The organism is Reella acinonychis (assembly GCF_052384575.1).
Lineage (GTDB): Bacteria > Pseudomonadota > Gammaproteobacteria > Enterobacterales > Pasteurellaceae > JBQSUQ01.
This window is the reverse complement of the sequence record NZ_JBQSUQ010000008.1, coordinates 1-17467: the sequence shown is the minus strand read 5'-3', so window position 1 is coordinate 17467 and position 17467 is coordinate 1. Positions and strand designations below refer to the sequence as shown.

Below are 17467 nucleotides of genomic sequence, written 5' to 3'. Positions count from 1 at the left end.
ACAAAAATTAGTAAAAAATGACCGCACTTTCATTAAAAAACTTTATAATAATGCCAATTTAGCCAAGAAATAAGGAAAAATAAATCTTATGAAACAAAAAATTGTGCTTGCGACCGGCAATAAGGGGAAAGTCAAAGAGATGTCCGATGTGTTAGCAGAATTCGGCTGGGAAGTTATTGCACAAACAGATTTGAATATTGAAAGCCCAGAAGAGACAGGTTTAACTTTCGTGGAAAATGCCATTTTAAAAGCAAGATATGCTAGCAAAATGTCAGGTTTGCCAGCAATTGCTGACGACTCAGGTTTGGTTGTAGATGCATTGAATGGTGAGCCCGGCTTATATTCTGCGCGCTATGCGGGTGTTGATGGCGACGAGGCAGACGCCAAAAATCGTCAGAAGCTGCTGGAAAAATTACAAGGCGTAAGTGCGGAACAGCGTAAAGCAAAATTCGTGAGCTGCATTGTGTTATTGCAACATGAAAAGGATCCGTCCCCAATTATTGCTGAGGGGGAATGTTTTGGTGAAATTGGTTTTGCAGAAAAGGGCAGTAATGGCTTTGGTTATGATAGCTTATTTTTTAGTCCTGAAGTGAATTGCACCTTTGCTGAACTTGAATTAGCGGAAAAGAAAAAGATCTCTCATCGCGCCAGAGCATTGGCGATCTTAAAAGCCAAGTTAACCGCTTAAAACTTCGTAAAAACACACCGCACTTTTAGGAGAAAGTAGATGATTGTGACGACAACCCCCAATATTGAGGGAAAACAAATTATTGAATATAAACAAATGGTTTTTGGCGAAGTGGTCGCGGGCGCTAACTTTATTCGTGATTTCTTGGCAAGTGTAACGGATGTTTTCGGTGGGCGTGCTGGCGCTTATGAATCAAAAATTACACGTGGGCGCTTAGATGCTATTGAAGAAATGAAGCAGCACGCACAAAAATTAGGTGCGAATGCGATTGTTGGGGTGGAAGTGAATTATGCCTCTATTGATGGTGGCAAAAGTATGTTTATGATTGTTGCTAGTGGCACAGCGGTTGTGGTGCGTTAATGGCTCAACTTGTTTTACCACCACTTAGTTTGTATGTGCATATTCCTTGGTGTGTGCAGAAATGCCCTTATTGTGATTTTAATTCGCACGCACAAAAAGGCATGATTCCTGAACAAGATTATGTTGACCATCTACTAAAAGATTTAACGCAAGACTTGCAACGTTTTACGGACAGCGTAAAAGATCGTCCATTACATTCCATTTTTATTGGCGGTGGTACGCCGAGCTTATTTTCTGCTTCCAGCATTGAGCAGTTATTACAAGGCATCCAAGCACAAATTCCCTTTTCACAACATATTGAAATTACTTTGGAAGCCAATCCGGGAACAGTGGAAGCCTCACGTTTTAAAGGCTATGTTGAAGCGGGCGTAACCCGTATTTCTATGGGAATCCAAAGTTTTGATGATGATAAATTGCAGCGCTTAGGGCGAATTCATAATGCTGAGGAAGCCAAAAGTGCGGTGAATTTAGCGCAAGTTTCTGGTTTGAACAGTTTTAATTTGGATTTAATGCATGGTCTGCCAGAGCAGCGTTTAGAACAAGCTTTGAATGACTTACGCCAAGCCATAGCGCTTAATCCGCCTCATTTGTCTTGGTATCAATTAACTATTGAGCCAAACACTATGTTTGCTTATCGTCCACCTCAATTGCCTGATGATGACGAACTTTGGGATATTTTCGAACAAGGGCATTTGTTGCTTACTGAAGCAGGTTACCAACAATATGAAACTTCCGCCTATGCGAAACCGAACTTCCAATGTCAGCATAATTTAAATTATTGGCGCTTTGGCGATTATTTAGCCATTGGTTGTGGTGCACATGGTAAGCTGAGTTTTGAAAATGGCGATATTATTCGGTATAGCAAAACCAAACATCCTAAAGGCTATATGCGCGGAGAATACCTATACGAACAAAAAAATGTCGAAGCAATAGACCGCCCATTTGAATTTTTTATGAATCGTTTTCGTTTGTTGGAACCAGTGCCTAAAATTGAATTTGAGCAATTGACTGGTTTACCCCAAAGTGCGGTGCAAAAACCAATAAATTGGGCATTAGAAAAAGGTTATATTCAACAGACAGATCAGTATTGGCAAGTGACGGAACAAGGCAAGTTATTTTTAAATGAATTGTTAACGGAATTTTTAGCAAAATAACTTGATTTCTGCTCAGTATTGGGATTAAAGTAGTCGTTTATTGCGCAAACGTTTACCTAAATAAAACAAAGGGATAAAAATGAATCAACTCGAAATGAAAAAAATGGCAGCCCAAGCTGCATTAAAATATGTTAAACCAGATACGATTGTTGGCGTGGGTAGTGGTTCAACAGTCAATTGTTTTATTGAAGCATTAGGTACAATTAAAGATCAAATTCAAGGCGCAGTTGCTGCGTCCAAAGCATCGGAAGAATTGCTACGCCAACAAGGCATTGAAGTTTTTAGCGCTAACGATGTTTCTAGTTTAGATATTTATGTTGATGGTGCAGATGAAATCAATCCACAAAAAATGATGATTAAAGGTGGTGGCGCGGCGTTGACGCGTGAAAAAATTGTGGCTTCATTAACCAAAAAATTCATTTGTATTGTGGATAGCTCCAAACAAGTGGATGTATTAGGATCAACCTTTCCGTTGCCAGTTGAAGTGATCCCAATGGCGCGTTCGCAAGTGGCACGTAAATTAGTGGCATTAGGCGGATCACCTGAATGGCGTGAAGGCGTGGTAACGGATAATGGCAATGTAATTTTGGATGTACATAATTTTAAAATTATGAATCCAGTGGAAATGGAAAAAGAATTAAATAACGTTGCTGGTGTGGTGACGAATGGGATTTTTGCCTTAAATGCTGCCAATATTGTGATTGTTGGTACGCCGGAAGGGGCAAAAATTATTGAATAATCCACCGCACTTTTAGCCGAATTTATAATATACAAAAGGAAAGCAAATATGACTAAGGTATCTCTTGATAAATCAAAAATTAAATTTCTCTTGTTAGAAGGCGTTCACCAAAGTGCGCTTGAAGTATTACGTGCAGCGGGTTATACCAATATTGAATATCATAAAAAGGCGCTAGATGGCGAAGAATTAAAAAATGCCATTAAGGACGCGCACTTTGTAGGTATTCGTTCTCGTACCTTTTTAACGGAAGAAGTTTTAGCTTGTGCGCCAAAATTAATCGCCATTGGTTGTTTCTGTATTGGTACGAACCAAGTGGATTTAAAAGCGGCTGAAATGCGTGGTATCCCTGTGTTTAACGCGCCTTTCTCCAATACGCGTTCTGTGGCTGAATTAGTGCTAGGCGAAATTTTGTTATTAATGCGTAATGTGCCACAGGCGAATGCAGATGTGCATCGTGGCTTATGGAATAAATCAGCAGACGGTTCTCATGAAGTGCGTGGTAAAAAATTGGGGATTATTGGTTATGGTCATATCGGTTCGCAATTAAGCGTTATTGCCGAATCTTTAGGCATGAGAGTGTACTTTTATGACATCGAAAATAAATTACCACTAGGTAATGCACAGCAAATTCGTAGCTTAAATGATTTATTGTCATCATGTGATGTTGTTTCATTACACGTGCCAGAAAATTCCTCAACGAAAAATCTGATGAATGCGGAACGTATTGCTCAGTTAAAACAAGGTGCTATTTTAATTAACGCTGCTCGTGGTACGGTTGTGGATATTGATGCACTTGCAAGCGCATTAGAAAGCGGACGTGTTCGTGGCGCTGCATTAGACGTGTTCCCAGAAGAGCCAGCTTCGATACAAGAAGAATTTAAATCACCATTGCGTAAATTTGATAATGTGATTTTAACCCCGCATATTGGTGGCTCAACCTCTGAAGCACAAGAAAATATTGGTGCGGAAGTATCAGGTAAATTTGTGAAATATTCCGATAATGGTTCAACCTTATCTGCGGTGAATTTCCCAGAAGTTTCATTGCCTGAACACAGTGGTGCAAACCGTTTATTACATATTCACCATAACCGCCCAGGTATTTTGAACAAAATCAACAAAGTGTTTGTGGACGCTAACGTGAATATTGCTGCGCAATATTTACAAACCAACCCAAATATTGGTTATGTGGTCATTGATGTTGAATCGGATGACACCTTAGAGTTGTTGCATCAATTAAAAGAAATTGAAGGGACTATTCGCGCGCGCGTGTTGTTCTAAAAAACTAGTCGAAAAAAAACCGCACTTTTATCAGTGCGGTTTTTTTATAGTTGTAAAATTTCTTTCACAAAAGGGATCGTCAACTTGCGTTGTGCTTGTAATGAGGCTTTGTTGAGTTTTGCCAATGTCATAAAAAGTGTTCGCATATCGCGATCTAAGCGTTTAATCAGGAAATGCGCTGTTTCTTCGGGTAATTCCATTCCCAATTGATGTGCGTTTTGTTGTAAGGCGGCGATTTTTTGTTGATCATTGAGTGGATGTAATTGATAGATTTCACCCCAACGTAAGCGAGAGGCAAGATCTGGCAATTTAATTGGCAAAGCATTAGGTGATTGATTCGCACTGATCAATAATAAGCAGTCGCCTTTTTCTTTTACCCGATTAAATAAATCAAAAATCGCTAATTCCCATTCACGATCGCCAGCTACCGCTTGTAAATCGTCTAAACAAATCACTTCTTGTTGTTCTAAATCAGTTAAGACTTCCGTTGAAAAATGAGCTTGTTTGTTTAATGGTACATAAATACAACTACGGTATTGGTGAAACAAATGGTTCGCAACGGCTTTGAGTAAATGGCTTTTTCCACTTCCTTGTTCTCCCCAGATATAGAAAAATGGCTGTTGTAGTTGGTGGAAATTCTTGTGCAACGAATCCAATAGCAATAAATTATTATTACCATAGAAATTCTCAAAAGTATCATCATCAAGTTGATGGATGGGTAATGATAGTTGTTGCAAAGCAATCCCTTAGTTTGAAAAAGTGCGGTTAAGCATAGCGGAAAAAAAGTGGGTTAGGCAAGACCTAACCCATTTTATTTTTAATCTTCGAGGTTATTTACAGCTTTAGGTAGAACTAAATTGAGGATAATAGCAACGATAGCACAAAGGCTGATGCCTTTTACAGAAAGCTCGCCCACATTGACGAACATACCGCCGATACCGAAAGTCATTACCACAGAAATAATACATAGATTGCGAGCTTCTGTGACATCAACTTTCGCGCGGATTAAAGTGCTCATGCCCACCACTGCAATTGAGCCGAATACTAACATCATAATACCGCCCATTACGATAGTTGGAATGGTCGCTAAGAATGCACCGACTTTTCCACAAAATGAAATCGCAATTGCCCAAATTGCCGCCCAAGTCATAATGTTCGGATTGAAGTTGCGAGTTAGCATTACCGCACCAGTTACTTCTGCATATGTGGTATTTGGTGGCCCACCCAATAATGATGCAGTAGTTGTAGCAACACCATCACCAAGTAAAGTGCGGTGTAATCCAGGATTTTTTAAGAAATCTTTTCCTGTTACAGAACTGATTGCCATAATGCCGCCTAAATGTTCTACAGCAGGTGCAATGGCAATGGGTAATAAGTAGAGGATGGCTTCAAGTTTAAACTCTGGCGTAGTTAGTTTTGGTAAGCTAAACCAAGGTGCATCTATTACGGGTTGGAAATTGATTAATCCTAAGAATAAACATAAGACATAGCCCACTGCGATACCAAACATAATTGGGATCAATTTCATAATGCCTTTTGAGAATACCGCAACACAGAGCGTGGTTAATAAGGTAATCAATGACACTAAAATTGCTTGGCTATATTCATAAACTTGGGCGTCACCTTGTTTACCTACTGCCATGCTCACTGCAACTGGTGCTAGTCCCATACCAATGATAATTATTACTGGACCTACAACAACTGGCGGAAAAAGGCGTTCTAATATGCCGACACCACGTAATTTTACTAGGGTGCTTAATGCTAAATATACTAAGCCAGTACAGGCTAAGCCGCCCATAGTGGTGGAAATACCCCAAGTTTGGACGCCATATTGAATAGGTGCAATAAAAGCGAAAGAAGAAGCAAGGAAGATAGGGACTTGTTTACCAGTACAAAGTTGGAATAATAATGTACCTATACCCGCAGTAAGCAATGCAGTATTGGAATCTAAGCCAGTGATAAGTGGTACCAGCACCAATGCACCAAAGGCAACGAATAACATTTGTAAACCAACAAAAGCTTGTTTAAATGTGCTTTGGTTGGTGTCTGTTGGAAGCGATTGTTTCGTCATAAAAGTTTCATCTCTCAGTCTGAATTAACTTAAAAGTGCGGTGAAAAAACAACAAGTTTTTCCGCAGATTTCATAAAAATCCCTTTACTTTGTTGTAAAGGGATAAGGATTATTTTGTACCAAAGATTTTATCGCCAGCGTCACCTAAACCTGGAATGATATAACCATGCTCGTTTAAATGACTATCAATAGAGGCAGTATAAAGTTCGATATCAGGGTGTGCGGCTTCTAATGCTTTGATACCTTCAGGCGCTGCAACTAATACTAATACTTTAATATGTTTACAGCCTTTTTGTTTTAATAAATCGATAGTAGCAATCATTGAGCCACCTGTTGCTAACATAGGATCGACTACAATGGCGAGTCGTTCTTCTAAATCACTCGCTAATTTTTGGAAATAAGCAACAGGTTCAAGAGTAGTTTCATCTCTATACATCCCAACAACACTAATGCGTGCGCTTGGAATATGTTCAAGAACACCATCCATCATACCTAAGCCCGCACGTAAAATAGGCACGACAGTTACTTTCTTCCCTTTTATTCTATCGACCTGTACAGGCCCACACCAACCGTCAATGGTTACGTTTTCTACTTCTAAATCTGCTGTTGCTTCGTAAGTTAGTAGGCTGCCGACTTCGGTAGCTAATTCTCGGAAATGTTTAGTACTGATATCAGCCATACGCATTAAGCCGATTTTGTGTTTTACAAGTGGATGTTTAACTTCAATAATTTTCATAGAATCCTCACTTAAAGTTGGCAATATAGTAGGACAAAATCAATGTTGCGAATTTTAAAACAGATTGCGTTTGATTAACAGTATTAACTTTGAGTTTAATCATTCTTTTTTTTATAAAAAAGTATTAGAATTGACCGCAGTTTAGTTGAGAGAGGAAAAATGATGTCCTTATTACTTGTTGATGATGATAAAGAGATCCGTTCCCTACTGGTCGATTTACTTTCATTGGAAGGATTTGAAACAGATGAAGCTGAAAACGGCAAAGAAGCCTTATTCAAGTTGGCTAAGCAAAAATATAGTTTGATTCTGTTAGATGTGATGATGCCGGTAATGGATGGAATTGCTACATTGAAAGAAGTTCGTCGTCATTATGATACGCCTATTTTAATGTTAACAGCACGTGGCGATGATTTGGATCGTGTGCAAGGTTTGGAGTTAGGCGCAGATGATTATTTAGCCAAGCCTTTTAATGATCGTGAACTTATTGCGCGTATTCGTGCGATTTTGCGCCGTACGGAACAAAGTTCCCCATCCTCAAAAGGTAATAATGATCATAATCTTTTGCAATTTGAGGATTTTGTTTTAAATAAAGTGAGCAAGCAAGCTTACTATAAAGGTGAATCCTTGGGATTAACCATAACGGAATTCGGTTGTTTGGAATTGATTATTTCGCAAGTGAATAATGTGGTGACTAGGGATGAGCTAAGTATCAAGGTGCTAGGAAAACCGCTTTCGCCTTATGATCGCTCTGTTGATGTGCATATGTCTAACTTGCGTAAGAAATTGCCTGAACGAGGCAATGAACATTTATGGTTTAAAACCTTGCGTGGACGTGGCTATATTATGATTTCGACGGATTATTTAGATTCTAGTCTGCATGATATGCATATTTAAATGATAATTTGGATTGCTTATGTCTAAGTCAGTGATTAGCTCGCTTTCAGCTAAAATTTTCGTCTTATTTTGGCTTATTTTAGGCGGTCTATTATTAATTGCATTTTTTATTCCTCAGCTGGATTCGCGTACATACAGAGAATTGTCTTCCTCTGAAATTAAGTTCTATCACAATGAACTTATCACAGCGATGAAAGACCGAAAGTTTATCCGCGTGTTGTTGCTACCTCGTGATGTTTCTGCTGAATATATCAAGTTGCCTCATCCTATCTTGGTTGATCAACAAAACAACATTATTGGTGCAAGCAAGGAAGAACTGCCATTTGTACAAGAATTTATTAAATTCGCTAACGATCCGCTAAACCCTCAAACTAAACTGTTTAATCATTTTTCGTTGGCTGGGCCTTTTACCATCCATTTAAATGACGATAATGGACAAGCGGTTTTTTCAAGTTATTTTATCGATAATGCTGACCCACAAACACGCGTGATCAGTTATATATTCGATCATCCTCTGTTGTTGATGTTTGTTGTGTTATTCCTATCAACGCCTTTGCTTGCCTTTGTTGCTTATAGTTTAGCCAAGCCTATTCAACAACTAAATAATGCCGCAAATGCGGTTGCATTGGGTGATTTTACCGTTAATAAAGCATTAGAAACCAAAGGTATTGCGGAATTACGTCAAGTGGGCAAAAGTTTTAACCATATGTCGCAATCTTTGGGGGATTTGATTACACATCAACGCAAATGGCTATCCGCTATTTCTCACGAATTGCGCACGCCATTAACACGTTTACAATTATCGGCGGCGTTAATACGGCGTAAAATGGGCGATAGTGTTGAATTGGAACGCATTGATAATGAAATCCTTAAATTAAATAAAATGATTGAAGAGCTGCTGATTGTTTCGCGTAATCAAATGATGAATACGGTGTCCTATTCGGATATTTGTTTGCCAGCCATTTGGGACAGCATACTGGAAAGTGCTCGTTTTGAAGCAGAACAAATGAAGCTGGAGATGACAGTCAATAATCATATTCAGAAACCCGATACTTATCGGGTTAAAGGAAACCTAAATCAGCTTGAAAGTGCGGTGGAAAACATCATTAGAAATGCGATGAAATATACCCATTCCGCATTGGAAATTAATTTATCCCTGAAAGATAAAAAGGTAATGATTTCGGTGGATGATAATGGGGCCGGCTTGCCAGAAGCTGAATATAGCCGTATTTTTACGCCATTTTATCGTGTTGATGAAGACAGAACGCGAGAAAAAGGCGGCGTGGGGTTAGGTTTAGCTATCGTGCAAAGTACGATTCAGTCACATAAAGGACAAGTTTGGGCAGAAAAAAGTCATTTAGGTGGCTTAAGAGTGGTGATTCAATTGCCTTTATGGGAAACTTGATTAACATAAAAAAACAAAGCCTCTCATCGTTGAGAGGCTTTTTATTTTAATAATAACTTAATTAAGGTTTCGGTTCTTCATCCTTATTTTCATTAAAATCTTCGCTTTTTTCCACCGCACTTTGAATGGTCATATTAATTTCTGTGGAAATTAAACGGGCGAATAAGTCGGAAAGTTCTCTTAATTTATTGATGTCCGCATTGCCATCTTCAGCAAAGTAACCATTGTCTTTTAAGCTATTTACAAAGCCTGTAAATATGGCTTTATCAAAGAATTCTGGCGCGTTAATGCCATGTAATACGGATAAACGTTGCGCAATGGACTGACTTTCTTTTTCTAAATTTGCACGCGACATAGCTGGCTCATTGCGGAGTAGGCTGACAGAAATTTGATAGCGTTGCAAAATTTCTCTTATGCTAGCCGCCCAAATTTGTAAACCTCTGACTTTAGGGCGATTAATACTCACCAAATTGTCGTTGTATTTAATCAGTTGTTGTCGAGCAAGTTCTTGGATAATTTGTTCCACTTGATGTGGTAATTCTTCCTCGCTGAAATGTAAAAATAACTCATTGCGTAGGAACGGATAAATTTTTCTTACCCCTTCAAGCACTAAATCTTTTTGCGTTGCTTCATAATGCAGAGCAATGCTCGCGACTAATGATGGCAGCACGAATAAATGCTGAATGTTATTACGATAATAGGTCATTAATACCGCAGAATTACGTTCTAAACGGATGATTTCGCCAAAATTATCTTTTTCTACTAAAATGCCAACACGATCTAAACTCAGCACATGATTTAGCATGTTTTCTGCACTTTCAGCAGGAATAATGGCATCTTGTGAATAAGGCACATTTTGTAAGAATTGTTGATAGCTTTCCAACTGTTCTAACAATTGTTCTTTGGTTAATGCACGTTGGCGAGAAGACAGCAATGCCATACCTGTTAAGTTCATCGCGTTCACCGCGGCGGCGTTATTAATGTTCACCATCACTTGTTTTGCAACCTGATCTACAGCTTGGTTAAACCAAGTTGGGCGTTCTTCGTTGGTTTGCTTCCATTCAGGATAATGTTGGTTTAAGTAATTATTTAATGCGATAGGCTCACCAAAATTCACATAGCCTTTGCCAAGATTACGCAATTTCTTAATCACTCGTAACACTAGGCCTGCATTTTCTTTCTCTTTGGTTGCGCCGCGTAGTTCTTTGGCGTAGGTGTCCACTTCAAGAACGTGTTCATAACCCACATACACAGGCACAATAGAAATCGGGCGACTTAATCCTTGTTGTAAGGCTTGTAAGGTCATGGAAACCATGCCTGTTTTCGGTGCTAATAATCGACCTGTGCGAGAACGTCCCCCTTCAATGAAGAATTCAACTGAATAACCGCGGTGGAATAATTCGGCTAAATATTCGCGGAAAATGGTGGAATAAAGGCGATTACCTTTGAATGTACGGCGGATGAAAAAAGCACCGCCACGACGGAATAATCCACCCACAGGCCAAAAGTTGAGGTTAATCCCTGCGGCAATGTGTGGTGTCACTAAACCTTGATGATAGAGCACATAAGAGAGTAATAAATAGTCAATATGGCTACGGTGGCAAGGAATATAGACAATTTCATGTCCGTCCAATGCTAATTTGCGCACGCGATCAGCATTCTGCACATCAATCCCTTGATATAATTTATTCCATAACCAACGTAAGAAGCGATCGGCAACGCGCAAGCCTTCGTAGCTTACATTAGCTGCAATTTCTTCTAAAATTTTATGTGCTTCTTTGGTTGCTTTTTCGTGGCTGATATTTTTGCTTTTTACTTCATCTTCAATGGCTTGCAAAATAGCAGGGGATTGCAACAATTTGTTAAACATTGCTTGGCGATTCGGTAAACGCGGACCCGTTGCAGAAATACGTTGTTTAGCAAAATGCATTTTGGCAACACGCGCCAATTTTTGTGCAATTTTTTCATCTGAACCATGTTGGTTAACCATATAACGTAATGACACCGCTTGGGAAAAACGCACAAAGGTGTCTCGACCAAACCAAATCGCAGCAAAGGTTTTTTGAATACCATTGAGTAAACGTAATTTAGGCAAGCCATTTTTATCTTCTTTGCCCGGTGCGCGTCCCCAGAGGATAGAAACGGGGATTAATTGCACATTTAATTCAGGTAAAGTGCGGTGTAATTCTAGGTAGTTATAGAACACTTTTTCCGTTTCTTTTTTTGCCCCTTTCGATTTAAAAAAACTATGTCCTTCATCTAAAAAAACATAGCGAGGGAGCTTTGTACCATTGATTTCATTTGCTTCCAGCGGATCTGGCAAACCGACATGTAAACAATTACGCTGAAAGATGACTAAGTCCGTTTGTGATGTATAAGGTAAAACATACATCATCGGTTGTTCGGTATTTAAACCTAATTCTTCGATAGGGTTTTGTGGAATAGGATTATTTTTAACTAAAAAAGAGAGCGGAAAATGAAGAATTTTTCGATATAAATTAGCGAGACCTGACATAAATAAGTCCTAATTATTGATATTTTATAAATTTTGCTTAGTTTAGCATAGCAAGCGAAAACCTTCCAAAAATACTTATTGTTAACCCCAAGAAAGCATATTATTATGCATAAGACTATAATAAAAAATGAGCAAAACAATATAATAACAAGGACTTGAGTATGAGAGATTTCTTACAAAATTATCAAAAGCATGTGGATGAACGTGCAGCGTTAAATGTCGTACCAAAACCTTTGGATGCCGAGCAAACCGCACAATTAATTGAATTATTGAAAAATCCACCTGCTGGACAGGAAGACTACTTATTAGATTTATTTGAAAATCGTATTCCAGCTGGGGTGGATGAAGCGGCTTATGTTAAAGCCTCATTTTTAGCCGCTGTAGCCAAACAGGATGTCACTTCTCCGTTGATTTCCCCTCAGAAATCGGTGCAAATTTTAGGCACAATGCAAGGGGGCTACAATATTGAACCGTTGTTAAGTGCGTTGGATAATGATGCGCTGGCGCCTATTGCCGCGAATGCCCTTTCTCACACCTTATTAATGTTTGACAATTTCCATGATGTGGCAGAACGTGCCAAAGCAGGCAGTGCCTCTGCACAGCAAGTGTTGCAATCTTGGGCAGATGCGGAATGGTTTTTATCTCGTCCGAAACTGGCTGAAAAATTAACCGTTACCGTGTTTAAAGTCACGGGGGAAACCAACACGGATGACCTTTCGCCTGCACAAGATGCATGGTCTCGTCCCGATATTCCTTTGCACGCATTAGCAATGTTGAAAAATGCCCGTGATGGTATTGAACCTGATGACGTAGGCAATGTGGGACCGATTAAACAATTGGAAAAATTAAAAGAAAAAGGCTTTCCATTAGCCTATGTGGGCGATGTGGTGGGAACGGGGTCTTCTCGTAAATCCGCCACCAACTCAGTGCTTTGGTTTATGGGCGAAGATATTCCGCATATTCCGAATAAACGTGCAGGCGGCGTGGTGCTAGGGGGCAAAATTGCACCGATTTTCTTTAACACCATGGAAGATGCGGGCTCGCTTCCCATTGAAGTGGATGTCAGTGCATTAAATATGGGCGATGTCATTGATATTTACCCTTACCAAGGCAAAATTTGTCGCTATAATTCAGATGACGTGTTGGCAGAATTTAGCCTAAAAACCCATGTACTTTTAGATGAGGTGCGTGCTGGTGGACGTATTCCTTTAATTATTGGACGTGGATTAACCCACAAAGCCCGTTGCGAACTGGGCTTGCCAGAAAGTGATGTGTTTGCCAAACCGCAAAGTGCGGTGGAAAATCAAAAAGGTTTTACCCTTGCACAAAAAATGGTGGGACGTGCCTGTGGCGTGGATGGCATTCGTCCAGGGCAATATTGTGAGCCTCGAATGACCTCTGTGGGTTCGCAAGATACCACAGGACCAATGACCCGTGATGAGCTAAAAGATCTTGCTTGCCTTGGTTTCTCCGCCGATCTGGTGATGCAATCTTTCTGCCACACGGCGGCGTATCCAAAGTCTGTCGATGTGGTAACACACCACACCCTACCTGATTTTATTATGAATCGAGGCGGTGTATCCTTACGTCCGGGCGATGGCGTGATTCACTCTTGGCTTAACCGTATGTTACTGCCAGACACTGTGGGAACAGGGGGCGATTCTCATACCCGTTTCCCGATTGGGATTTCTTTCCCAGCAGGTTCTGGCTTAGTGGCGTTTGCTGCCGCCACAGGCGTTATGCCATTGGATATGCCCGAATCTGTGTTGGTGCGTTTTAAAGGGGAAATGCAACCTGGCATTACCTTGCGTGATTTAGTGCACGCCATTCCTTACTATGCCATTAAGCAAGGCTTGCTCACCGTTGAGAAAAAAGGCAAGAAAAACATTTTCTCTGGTCGCATTTTAGAAATTGAAGGTTTAGAACACTTAAAAGTGGAACAAGCCTTTGAGCTGTCCGATGCCTCAGCAGAACGTTCTGCAGCGGCTTGTACCATTAAACTTGCCAAAGAGCCGATCATTGAATATCTCAATTCCAATATTGTGTTATTGAAATATATGATCGCAGAGGGCTACGGTGACGCCAGAACCCTTGAGCGTCGAATTAAGGGCATGGAACAATGGCTAGCTGATCCGCAATTAATGGAAGCAGATCCTGATGCAGAATATGCCGCAGTGATTGACATTGATTTAGCGGAAATTAAAGAGCCGATTTTATGTGCACCGAACGATCCTGATGATGCCCGTTTATTGTCTGAAGTTCAGGGCGATAAAATTGATGAAGTCTTTATCGGATCTTGTATGACAAACATTGGGCATTTCCGTGCCGCAGGGAAATTACTCGCCAAATTCAAAGGCATGATCCCGACTCGTTTATGGATCGCCCCACCGACCAAAATGGATGCTGCCTTATTAAGCGAAGAAGGTTATTACAGCATTTACGGCAAAAGCGGTGCTCGCATTGAAGTGCCGGGTTGCTCATTGTGTATGGGTAACCAAGCACGTGTTGCCGATGGTGCTAGTGTGGTGTCCACCTCCACCCGTAACTTCCCGAACCGTTTAGGGCAAGGGGCAAACGTCTATTTAGCCTCCGCTGAATTAGCCGCTGTGTCTGCGATTCTCGGTAAGCTCCCGACACTGGAAGAATATCTTGCCTTTGCACAAGATCTGCAACAGGATAAAGACGATACCTACCGCTATATGAACTTTGACCAAATTAACAGCTACACCAAAAAAGCCGATAACGTGATTTTTCAAAGTGCGGTGTAATTTAAGATAAATTTTAGCCCTCTGTATTGAGGGCTTATTTTTGAGGATAATCAAGTTGGAATTTCGTTATTATGTGATTTTCACTGTGGTGGCATTGTCATTACAATTGTTATTATGGATTTTTCACCGCACTTTGCGTTGGTTATTCGCTGATAAATGGCAAAAAAATGGTGGTTGGATTCTTTCAGCCTTAATTGTTGTCGGAGCAAATACCATTGTGTTATTAACTGTTTTCCGAATTTATCCTCAATTCAGATTGAGTGCAGGATTATTAGTATTCCTTCTTTATGCAGCTTATAGCAGCGCGATTGTCTGGTTTATTCAATTCATTTTGAAAAAATATGGTAAAAACTCGGTGAAATTACACCGCAGTTTACGCATTTTTTATCCTTTCCTACTATCCACATTCTTTGGCTTGAGTTTATATAATGCTTATGTTCCTCAAGTTATTCATTATCAAATTCAATTGGATAAGCCGACAACGCCTTTCCGCATTGGTATGGCGAGCGATTTTCATTTGGGTAAATTCTTTGGGGCCTCGCAATTGGATCGCTTGGCTCACATTTTTGAGCAACAAAAAGTAGATGTGATTTTGCTGCCTGGCGATATTATGGATGATAACGTCAATGCTTATTTAGCCGAAAAAATGCAGCCACATTTGGCAAAATTAAAAGCACCACTAGGTGTTTATGCTACTTTGGGTAATCATGATTTATTTGGTGATGAAGTCCGCATTGAAAATGAAATTCGCCGAGCGGGCATTATTCCTTTGGATAATAAAGTACAGAATATTGCTAACCGTTTTATATTAATTGGACGTAATGATGATTTGGATCGTAATCGTCCAACAACGGAAGTCTTATTACAACAAGTGAATAGCGATTTGCCTGTTATCTTGCTAGATCATCGGCCAACAGATATTGAGCAACATGCAAAATTGCCTATTGATATTCAGGTGTCTGGTCATACCCATAAAGGACAAATTTTCCCTGCGAATTTGATAACCAAATTGACTTATTTTTTCGACTATGGCTATAAAAAAATAGGCAATGGGCATTTTTTCGTGACTTCAGGCTATGGCTTTTGGGGCGTACCTTTCCGTTTAGGTTCACAATCAGAAGTGGTTATCATTGATGTGAAATAAGGGAAATTTCTCTTTTATTCGAGAAAATACGCTGTCATTTTTTGATGCAGTTCACAAATTTGAAAAAAAATTGATTACATTGCGCCTTTCTTTGTCAATTACGCATAAAATTTTCTTAGTAGATTTTTATGGTAATTAAAATAAAAGGTAACAACATGAAGAAAAGTGCGGTGTTAAATGCACCATTATCTCAAGTTATCGCAACCTTGGGGCATACCGATAGCCTCACTATTTGTGATGCAGGTTTACCCATTCCTTCCTCTGTCAAACGCATTGATTTAGCCTTAACTGCAGGTGTGCCGACATTTTTGCAAACTTTAGAAACCGTTTTAACGGAAATGTTTGTGGAGCGTGTGATCATTGCTGAAGAAATCAAACAAAAAAATCCGCAAATTTTGACCGCACTTTTAGCTCAATTTTCCCGTTTGGAACAAGAGCAAGGAAATAAAATTCAAGTGGAATATGTGAGCCATCAAGTATTTAAGCAATACACACATTCAAGCAAAGCCATTGTGCGAACTGGAGAATGTTCGGCTTATGCTAATGTGATTTTATATTCTGGCGTACCTTTTTAATTATAGGTAATGGCTGTTGAATTTTATAATGAGGCTGATATGAAAAAATTAACTGTATTAGGAAGTGTAAATGCGGACCATGTGATTTCGGTTCCACATTTTGCTAAGCCCGGCGAAACTTTAATGGGCAACCATTATCATATTGCTTATGGTGGCAAAGGGGCAAATCAAGCGGTGGCTGCCGCCCGTTTAGGTGCCAATATTGATTTTATTGCCTGCATTGGCGATGATGATATTGGCCGGGCAATGAAAGCGACTTTTGCTAAAGAAGGAATAAATACCGAAGCTGTGGTTGAAATTGAGCAAACCATGACAGGAATTGCGATGATCCAAGTTGCACAGAGTGGTGAAAATAGCATTGTGATTTCAGCTGGCGCAAATGCCGCGTTAAATGAAGAAGTTGTTACAACTTTTGCGGATAAAATTACGCAGTCTGATGCCTTATTAATGCAACTTGAAACGCCTTTAAATGCGGTGATTTTGGCTGCGAAATTAGCGAAAAAGTCGGGAACAAAAGTGGTGTTAAATCCTGCGCCAGCTCAGGCATTGCCCGACGAGTTATTAAGCCAAGTTGATATGATTACCCCGAATGAAACCGAAACAGAAATCTTAACGGGAATAAAAGTAATTGATGAAAAAAGTGCGGTCAATGCAGCAACAGTTTTTCATAATAAGGGCATTGAAACAGTATTGATTACCTTGGGTTCAAAAGGTGTTTATGTCAGCCAACGAGGACAAAATGGGCAAATTGTGGCGGGTTTTCGTGTCGATGCGAAAGACACTACCGCAGCAGGCGATACCTTTAATGGTGCACTAATGACTGCGCTTTTAGAAGATAAATCTCTTGCGGACGCAATTCGTTTTGCACACGCAGCGGCGGCAATAAGTGTCACTCGTCAAGGTGCGCAACCTTCCATTCCAACTCGAGAGGAAACTCTTGCGTTTTTAGCAGAACAGAGATAAGTAAAAATCCACCTTCAAAGAAGGTGGCTTTGAATGACGCCCCATAGGGGCGTTTCTAAATTCCGATTCTGAGAATCCGAATTTTACATTAAAGATAGCTTTAACTGCTTATCTTCCAATTCATGTTTCTCTTGATATTTCACATATCTACGTATCATTTCTGCATTGACACCTACG

General features: G+C 39.9%; 15 protein-coding genes. 11 read left to right on the top strand and 4 right to left on the bottom strand.

The genetic code is table 11. The features are described 5' to 3' along the window. Nucleotides 1-88 precede the first annotated feature (88 nt). The 5 genes from rdgB to serA all read left to right on the top strand — a co-directional run bounded on the left by rdgB (nt 89) and on the right by serA (nt 4219). Nucleotides 89-688 (top strand): RdgB/HAM1 family non-canonical purine NTP pyrophosphatase, encoded by a 600-nt coding sequence (rdgB, locus tag ACT2CV_RS04990; protein WP_464973004.1) that lies wholly within the window; start codon nt 89-91, stop codon nt 686-688. Between the two features lie 39 nt (nt 689-727). Continuing rightward, on the top strand, nt 728-1048 hold the full coding sequence (locus ACT2CV_RS04985; RefSeq protein WP_464973003.1) for a YbjQ family protein: 321 nt from the start codon (nt 728-730) through the stop codon (nt 1046-1048). After that, on the top strand, nt 1048-2202 hold the full coding sequence (hemW, locus tag ACT2CV_RS04980) for a radical SAM family heme chaperone HemW (protein ID WP_464973002.1): 1155 nt from the start codon (nt 1048-1050) through the stop codon (nt 2200-2202). The genes ACT2CV_RS04985 and hemW overlap by 1 nt, the downstream gene beginning before the upstream one ends. A gap of 79 nt (nt 2203-2281) precedes the next feature. Then, nucleotides 2282-2941, top strand: a complete 660-nt coding sequence (rpiA, locus tag ACT2CV_RS04975) for a ribose-5-phosphate isomerase RpiA (RefSeq protein WP_464973001.1) — start codon at nt 2282-2284, stop codon at nt 2939-2941. A gap of 48 nt (nt 2942-2989) precedes the next feature. After that, the gene (gene serA, locus ACT2CV_RS04970) at nt 2990-4219 is read left to right on the top strand and encodes a phosphoglycerate dehydrogenase (protein WP_464973000.1); all 1230 of its coding nucleotides are present in this window, start codon (nt 2990-2992) and stop codon (nt 4217-4219) included. Nucleotides 4220-4263: 44 nt separating this feature from the next. On the opposite strand, the gene hda is transcribed toward serA, so the two are convergent. The 3 genes from hda to upp form a co-directional block, all read right to left on the bottom strand. Beyond that, a complete protein-coding gene (gene hda / locus ACT2CV_RS04965) occupies nt 4264-4956 on the bottom strand; it encodes a DnaA inactivator Hda (protein ID WP_464972999.1) in 693 nt (230 codons plus the stop codon). 80 nt (nt 4957-5036) lie between these two features. Then, nucleotides 5037-6290: a nucleobase:cation symporter-2 family protein gene (locus ACT2CV_RS04960; protein ID WP_464972998.1), complete on the bottom strand. Its 1254-nt coding sequence runs from the start codon at nt 6288-6290 to the stop codon at nt 5037-5039. A 109-nt stretch (nt 6291-6399) separates the two neighbouring features. Then, nucleotides 6400-7026, bottom strand: a complete 627-nt coding sequence (gene upp / locus ACT2CV_RS04955; protein ID WP_464972997.1) for a uracil phosphoribosyltransferase — start codon at nt 7024-7026, stop codon at nt 6400-6402. Nucleotides 7027-7185: 159 nt separating this feature from the next. Here upp and ACT2CV_RS04950 point away from each other — a divergent pair, with 159 nt between their 5' ends. Beyond that, the gene (locus tag ACT2CV_RS04950; protein WP_464972996.1) at nt 7186-7920 is read left to right on the top strand and encodes a response regulator; all 735 of its coding nucleotides are present in this window, start codon (nt 7186-7188) and stop codon (nt 7918-7920) included. A gap of 19 nt (nt 7921-7939) precedes the next feature. Beyond that, nucleotides 7940-9325 (top strand): envelope stress sensor histidine kinase CpxA, encoded by a 1386-nt coding sequence (gene cpxA / locus ACT2CV_RS04945; protein WP_464972995.1) that lies wholly within the window; start codon nt 7940-7942, stop codon nt 9323-9325. A 61-nt stretch (nt 9326-9386) separates the two neighbouring features. On the opposite strand, the gene plsB is transcribed toward cpxA, so the two are convergent. Further along, nucleotides 9387-11840, bottom strand: coding sequence for a glycerol-3-phosphate 1-O-acyltransferase PlsB (plsB, locus tag ACT2CV_RS04940; protein ID WP_464972994.1), 2454 nt, complete (start codon nt 11838-11840; stop codon nt 9387-9389). 161 nt (nt 11841-12001) lie between these two features. Between plsB and acnB the strand changes: the two genes are divergently transcribed. From acnB to rbsK, 4 genes are all read left to right on the top strand, one after another. Then, a complete protein-coding gene (acnB, locus tag ACT2CV_RS04935; RefSeq protein WP_464972993.1) occupies nt 12002-14608 on the top strand; it encodes a bifunctional aconitate hydratase 2/2-methylisocitrate dehydratase in 2607 nt (868 codons plus the stop codon). Between the two features lie 55 nt (nt 14609-14663). After that, nucleotides 14664-15752: a metallophosphoesterase gene (locus tag ACT2CV_RS04930; RefSeq protein ID WP_464972992.1), complete on the top strand. Its 1089-nt coding sequence runs from the start codon at nt 14664-14666 to the stop codon at nt 15750-15752. A gap of 155 nt (nt 15753-15907) precedes the next feature. After that, complete coding sequence (rbsD, locus tag ACT2CV_RS04925; RefSeq protein ID WP_464974031.1) at nt 15908-16327, top strand: D-ribose pyranase; 420 nt, start codon at nt 15908-15910, stop codon at nt 16325-16327. Nucleotides 16328-16366: 39 nt separating this feature from the next. Next, a complete protein-coding gene (rbsK, locus tag ACT2CV_RS04920; RefSeq protein WP_464972991.1) occupies nt 16367-17290 on the top strand; it encodes a ribokinase in 924 nt (307 codons plus the stop codon). Nucleotides 17291-17467 lie beyond the last annotated feature (177 nt).